Annotated in this window: 3 protein-coding genes and 1 pseudogene; all 4 read left to right on the forward strand. The window is 37.8% G+C overall.

All coding sequences use genetic code 11. From position 1 onward, the window contains the following. Positions 1–265: 265 nt before the first annotated feature. Positions 266–1,297 (forward strand): UDP-N-acetylglucosamine--undecaprenyl-phosphate N-acetylglucosaminephosphotransferase, encoded by a 1,032-nt coding sequence (gene wecA, locus H5072_RS14010; protein ID WP_165723976.1) that lies wholly within the window; start codon positions 266–268, stop codon positions 1,295–1,297. Positions 1,298–1,407: 110 nt separating this feature from the next. Next, positions 1,408–1,734, forward strand: coding sequence for a DVU3141 family protein (locus H5072_RS14015; RefSeq protein ID WP_002958461.1), 327 nt, complete (start codon positions 1,408–1,410; stop codon positions 1,732–1,734). Between the two features lie 7 nt (positions 1,735–1,741). After that, positions 1,742–3,469, forward strand: coding sequence for a polysaccharide biosynthesis/export family protein (locus tag H5072_RS14020; RefSeq protein WP_182693867.1), 1,728 nt, complete (start codon positions 1,742–1,744; stop codon positions 3,467–3,469). After that, positions 3,470–3,823 (forward strand): annotated as a pseudogene (locus tag H5072_RS14025) (ABC transporter); the annotation flags it as partial.

The raw sequence follows: 3,823 nt of genomic DNA on the forward strand, positions 1-3,823 counted from the left end.
TGTCGATTGCACGCTATGGTCGGTTATCGAGAGATAGAATTAAAGCTGTAATAGTATTGAAGTACTTTAAACAACTATTTGTGGTATTATTTTTAACATTGAAAAAATAAATCATTACAAAACTAGTGATAAATCATGTGTTTTAAGTGCTTTGTCTTGATAATATAGTTGTAATTAGCCATGCATAAATGTAAAGGTTTTGTATACTTATGAGAAGTACATATTCGTTGCGCTTTAGCTATACTTTTACACATATGGATACATAATGGATTTTTGGTTCCCTCTCTCAATTACGTTTATTATCTCACTTGTTGCCATAAAAGTGATTAATCCTATTGCTGTAAAAACAGGGTTGGTTGACTTCCCTTGCGATAGAAAAATACATAAAGGAAACATTCCTTTAGTTGGCGGAATTGCAATTTATTTAGCCGTATTAATTACTTCAATGTTATTTATAGAACACAGCCGAAACCTAAATATTTATTTAGTTGCATCAGCGTTGGTACTTTTTTTGGGTACTTTAGATGATCGTTATCAACTCTCGGTAAAAATCCGACTTGTTGCACAAGTGCTTGTAGCCTCGTTAGTTATATTTGGAACAGAGATCTACTTACACAGCTTAGGATATATTTTAGGTTGGTTTGAACTCAAATTAGCAGGATTTGGAATTGTATTAACGGTTATTGCTATTATTGCAGGAATCAATGCTATTAACATGATGGATGGCATGGACGGATTAGTCGGTTTACTCAGTGTAGTTGCATTTACTGCTTTGGCGTTTTTACTAAGTCGAGTAACTAATGCATGGTATTTGCTGCCTTTTTTATTTATTGCTGCCTTATTAGGGTATTTAATATTTAATCTTAAACTACACAGCTCAGTCACAAAAATATTTATGGGTGACTCAGGCAATATGCTCATAGGCTTAACTCTAGTTTGGCTTATGGTAATAGGGATAGAGTTAGATGCGCCAGCATTAAGACCTGTAACTGCCTTGTATATAATTGCTGTACCTTTAATGGATATGGCAACAGTAATAATGCGAAGAGTCAAATCAGGTGTATCCCCTTTTCAGGCTGACAGACAGCATTTGCATCATATTTTTGAAGCAGCAGGTTACAGCCATCGATTTTCGCTTATTGTTATTTCGTCTGGTGCAAGTATACTTGCCCTACTAGGTTGTTTGGCTGAAGTTTATGCAGTTGCTGAGTGGATAATGCTAGTGTCTTTTTTATTGTTTTTTATGTGTTATTCGGCAATTACTAAACAAGTATGGAAAAAGCTAACGAAAATTTAGCACATCAAGGATTTTATTTTGTTACTTACCAATAGATTAGAAAATAAATAATGAAAAATAATAAAGTTATACTATCACTTCTCCCTTTTCTGTTTTTAACAGGCTGTGCTATGTCACCCCCTGTTCTTCATGCTACACGTGCCCTAATAGACGAACCAATAAAATCTAACAGTGCTAGCGCATTACCCACGTATTTAAGTGATGTATTAGACTCTAAGCCGCAAGGCTATACAGGGCAATACAATAATATTGAGTTTACATTAGGTCTGCAATATACGTCAGCATTGGGTGAAAACTGTAGAGTGGTTTATTTAAAAAGAGCAGAACAATTAGCCGAACAAGAACGTCGAGCTGTGTGTAAAAATACCAACCAGCAATGGGTAGTAACGCCTCAAGTAATTGAAAACAAAAACAACCAAATTAGCTTTGGAGCTTAAGCCCTTTATGAACATGCTAAGCAAAATATTTCAAACATTTTTAATATTAACCTGCTCTACCTTTAGTCTATTTAGCGCTAATGTTACTGCAGCAGAACAAATGTCTTTAAGCCAGCTTGAAAGCGCAGGTACAACTCAAACGCAACTACCTAATGCTGCGTTACAAAATGGAACATATAATAAACAAGGGCGTTCTGGAACATTATTGCCAGGCGAAATGTCAGCGGCTGAATTACTACCTACTCCAGAGCTTGGCTTACCACCTCCATATGGTGCAAACTTATTTGCAGGAGGTTACGAAAGTGAGCGCCAAGATGGTTTGAACGACGACTATACAATAGCACCAGGCGACAAAGTTTCTATTTGGCTGTGGGGTGCAATAAATCAATCAGAAGTTATAACGGTTGATAACCAAGGTAATTTATTTATAACTAATGTAGGTCCTGTATACGTAGCAGACGTAAAAGCAAGCCAGCTAAACAGTTACGTAAGTAATAAAATAAAAGAAGTATATAAAAGTAGCGTACAAATATACGTAAACTTACTTACAGCAACGCCAGTGAGTGTTTACATAAGTGGTAGCATTGTTCGTCCTGGGCAATATGCAGGTATAGCCTCCGACAGTATTTTGTACTACTTAAAGCGAGCCGGTGGAATAGACTCTGAGCGAGGAAGTTACCGCTCTATAAAGGTATTGCGTGACGACAAAGTCATTCAAAATATAGACCTATACGACTTTATACTAAGTGGTTACCTCCCTAAGTTTAACTTTAAAGACAACGACGTAATTTTAGTTGAGCGCCAAAAGGCAACAGTTGTTGTATCGGGAAGTGTAAGAGCACCATTTAGGTTTGAGTTTAAAGATAATCAAGCAACGGGTGAGCAACTAGCAAAATTTGCCTTGCCACTTGCTAAAGTAAGCCACGTAGGAATAGTAGGCGATCGTAAAACAGGCCCATTTTCGGTTTACTTACCTTACAACGAGTTTAAAAGCTTTACACTTAAAGATGGCGACCGCCTTATTTTTAACGACGATATACGTGCTCAAGTACTCGATATTCAGGTAGCTGGCAGTTACTTAGGGCCTTCGTACTTTGCAGTAAAAAATAACACACGCTTGCACGACTTACTTGCCAATATACAAATAAATAAAGACCTTGCTGACTACAAGTCAATTTATATACAGCGTAAAAGCGTAGCTAAAAAGCAAAAAGAAATGATTGAGCAAGCGTTAGACCGATTAGAGCGCAGCGTATTTACCGCCCCAGCGTCGTCCGACGGAGAAGCTAAAATAAGAGCCGAAGAAGGTAAAATGATTTTAGAGTTTACCGAACGTGCCCGCAAAGCGGTTCCACTTGGCAAGGTTGTAATTTCAGATCAAGGTCAAGTTGCAAATATTAGGTTAGAGCAGGGGGATGTAATATACATACCAGCAAAAACTGATTTAATACACATAGGTGGCGAAGTGCTCATGCCACAAGCGCTTGTGTACAACCCAAATGCAACAATTGACGACTACATAGCATGGGCAGGTGGCTACAGCGAACGCGCCAATTACGACCAAATAATGGTTATACACCCTAACGGCATGATAGACGTAGACGCTTACGGCACCTTAAAACCAGGTGACCAAATTTTGGTACTCCCAAAAGTCGACACCAAGTTTTTGCAATCGGTTAAAGATATTACGCAAATAATTTATCAAATTGCTATTGCGGCAAATGTGGCCACCTAAATGACCACAGTACTTAAACGTAATAACTGGGCAATATGGCGCGACGTTATATTTGCCCTATTTGTACGCGAAATCCGCACAGGCTTTAACGATAAGCTAGGGCTTGCTTGGGCGGTTGTGCAGCCACTGAGTTTTATTATTATGCTTTCTTATTTGCGTGGTCGAATTGATGGTGGTGAAACTCACACCATACCAACGTTCAGTTTTATGGTGTATGGATTGTTATTTATTCAGCTTTTTTTAGGAACTCTTTCTAGTTGCTCGTCATCTATAAAAAAAAATAAATCACTGTTTGCCTTTAGGCAAGTGCAACCCATTAGTAGTGTGCTCGCTACAGGCTTTTTTAACTTTTTA

Source organism: Pseudoalteromonas sp. SR45-5 (genome assembly GCF_014163565.1).
GTDB lineage: Bacteria > Pseudomonadota > Gammaproteobacteria > Enterobacterales > Alteromonadaceae > Pseudoalteromonas > Pseudoalteromonas distincta.